The following is a 2,774-nucleotide window of genomic DNA, read 5'->3' as shown; positions in this document are numbered from 1 at the left end:
GGATTATATTAAATCGTATATCGTACAATTTAATATGAATGCGAACCCTATTTTACTGATTGTGACTCTGATGCTTGTGGCGTCATTTTTGATGTTAGCCTTGAGCTCGTTCATCCACATAGATTCTAATTACGACCTGTTTTTCGAAACCAACACCCTCGTGATTACGATGTATATCTACTACGTTGCTCGTCACGCCATTCGCCCGCACAAAATCCTTCGCTATGGTGCTCTACTACTCATTTTTAACCTATTTTATGATGTCACCACTGAGCTTAAATACCTCGACGAATGGGCTGACAGAAACGAGTTAATCGACACCTTTCTAGAAGATGGCTTGTTGTAGATAGCTTTCCTACTTCTTGCCTATGGCATTACTGAACTTACCACTCAATTGAAAGATCAAAGTAAGCAAGATGAGCTAACGGGCTTATACAATCGTAAAAAGTTTGATGCGATCAAGCTGAAGGAGTTCGAGCTCATCTATTTCGATTTAGATGGATTAAAAAAGGTCAACGACCGCAAGGGCCACAAAGTTGGTGACCTGATGATCGTACGCTTTTCTCAAGCATTAAGTCAGTCGGTATTGGAAGATGAAATGGTGTTTCGTGTCGGTGGTGATGAGTTTGTTGCGACAGCACAACTGGGACGTGGTGGTGAGTTCGTAAGCCAAGTCAGTAACCTGCTTTACGGTGAAAACATCTCTTTTTCTTACGGCATCGAAGTGACGAACCAAGATAACTTTCAACAAGCGTTGGAAGAATCGGATAAAGCTATGTATGCGATGAAGCAAGCACGACGCTCCGTTGTCGCTGACGTTTGATCGACCCAAGACAAGATTTCAAACGATCAGAACAAAAAAAGCAAACACGTCTCTGGGCTCTCTTTTTCAGTCAGACATGCGTTTGCTTCCTTTTTTAGTTCATTCGACAGTGTGGCAGTATTGATTAAGCGGTTAATGAGCCTCTCTCAACCGACAATAGTTCACTCACTAGCTTGGGCACTTCGATACTGGCTTTGCCGTAGCGCTTCTCTTCAAACTCGCTCTCTACTGCACTTGGCTCAAGGTTGATTTCTATCGTGTGTGCGCCATGCATTTTCGCATCATGTACAAACCCAGCAGCTGGATATACCACGCCTGATGTTCCAATTGAGATAAATAGATCGGCTTCTTCTAGTGCGGAATAAATGTCGCCCATTCTTAGTGGCATTTCGCCAAACCAAACAATATGTGGACGCATTTGTGCAGGGATTTGGCAGCAATGACAAAGTTCACCCGTTTCAATATCGTCTTTGTGCTCTACAACTTGATTGGATTCACTGCAACGCGCTTTTAAAAGTTCACCATGCATGTGAATAATGTTGTTGCTACCGCCTCTCTCGTGCAAGTTGTCGATGTTTTGCGTGATGATAGTAACGATGCCATCAAGTTTCTCTTCAAGCTCTCCTAGTGCCTTGTGAGCGGCATTTGGCAAGATGCTCTCGCTTTGTAAGCCGTGACGACGCTTGTTATAGAAGGCTTGTACAAGGTCTGGATCTTTTGCGAACCCTTCAGGCGTCGCGACATCTTCGATTTTATGGTTTTCCCATAGCCCGTCTTGTGCTCGGAATGTTTGTATCCCCGACTCCGCAGAAATGCCGGCACCAGTAAGAATTACGATATTTCGATATGGGAAATGCATATAACGTCCTTTTCAATATGTCACTTTGTAACAGCTTAGCACTGTTCAAATTCCAACAATAGTTTTGGGGATTAGACCATAGTCTTAGGCAACTGAATTCATTGGCTATTTGTGACATAACTCGCTTGTCGCTTGATAGTTGTGGCTGTTGTTACTCAAATTCTCTGTTTTGCTATCCATAGAAACAAAAAAGCGACCGAAGCCGCTTAGTTCTGTTCAACAGTTGTCTACTTGATGTGCTTTAACCCACCAAGTGAATAACGTTAGTCTTCGTTGATAGAAGAGATCTTATGGATAGAAAGATCCGCACCGTTGAACTCATCTTCTTCACTTAAGCGTAGGCCTGTTAGTTTGCTCAACACACCGTATACGATTAACGCGCCGACGACAGCAACTGCAACACCTGCGACTGTACCAATCAACTGAGAAGCTAAGCTCACGCCGCCTAGACCCCAGAAAGCTTGTTGGCCGAAGATACCAGCTGCAATGCCACCCCAGGCACCACATACGCCGTGTAGAGGCCATACACCCAATACATCATCAATCTGTGTTTTGTTTTGCATGTAAGTAAATAGGTAAACAAACAAAGCGCCCGCCACGCCGCCAGTAATCAGAGCGCCTAATGGGTGCATTAAGTCTGACCCTGCACAAATTGCTACTAAGCCAGCCAAAGGACCATTATGAATAAAGCCTGGGTCATTTTTACCTGCAACAAGCGCCGCCAGAATACCACCAACCATTGCCATCAGTGAGTTCATCGCCACTAGGCCGCTGATGCCGTTGATTGCTTGTGCAGACATCACGTTAAAGCCAAACCAACCCACACATAAGATCCACGCGCCTAATGCCAGGAAAGGAATGTTCGATGGTGCGAAGTTAGTGTGTTTACCCGCGCGGATGCGACCTTTACGCATACCTAAGAAGTAAACGGCAACCAAAGCGATCCAGCCGCCAACACCGTGAACCACGACAGAACCTGCAAAGTCATGGAATCCATAACCAAACTGGCCTTCTAGCCAATCCTGGAATCCAAAGTTACCATTCCAAATGATGCCTTCGAAAAATGGGTAGATGAAACCAACGGTAAATAAC

Annotated in this window: 2 protein-coding genes and 1 pseudogene; 1 reads left to right on the top strand and 2 read right to left on the bottom strand. The window is 44.7% G+C overall.

Translation table 11 applies throughout. The features are described 5' to 3' along the window. Window positions 1–34: 34 nt before the first annotated feature. A pseudogene (locus BCT81_RS25040) lies at window positions 35–823 on the top strand (GGDEF domain-containing protein). Window positions 824–947: 124 nt separating this feature from the next. Here BCT81_RS25040 and cobB read toward each other — a convergent pair. Then, the gene (gene cobB, locus BCT81_RS25035; RefSeq protein ID WP_102426216.1) at window positions 948–1,682 is read right to left on the bottom strand and encodes a Sir2 family NAD+-dependent deacetylase; all 735 of its coding nucleotides are present in this window, start codon (window positions 1,680–1,682) and stop codon (window positions 948–950) included. 263 nt (window positions 1,683–1,945) lie between these two features. Next, window positions 1,946–2,774, bottom strand: an 829-nt coding sequence (locus BCT81_RS25030; protein ID WP_102426215.1) for an ammonium transporter, incomplete at its 5' end; no start/stop codon positions are given.

It is taken from the genome of Vibrio sp. 10N.261.52.A1, from assembly GCF_002876325.1.
GTDB classification, from domain to species: Bacteria; Pseudomonadota; Gammaproteobacteria; order Enterobacterales; family Vibrionaceae; genus Vibrio; species Vibrio chagasii.
The sequence above is the reverse complement of the archived record's forward strand: the minus strand, read 5'-3'. Positions and strand labels throughout refer to the sequence as shown.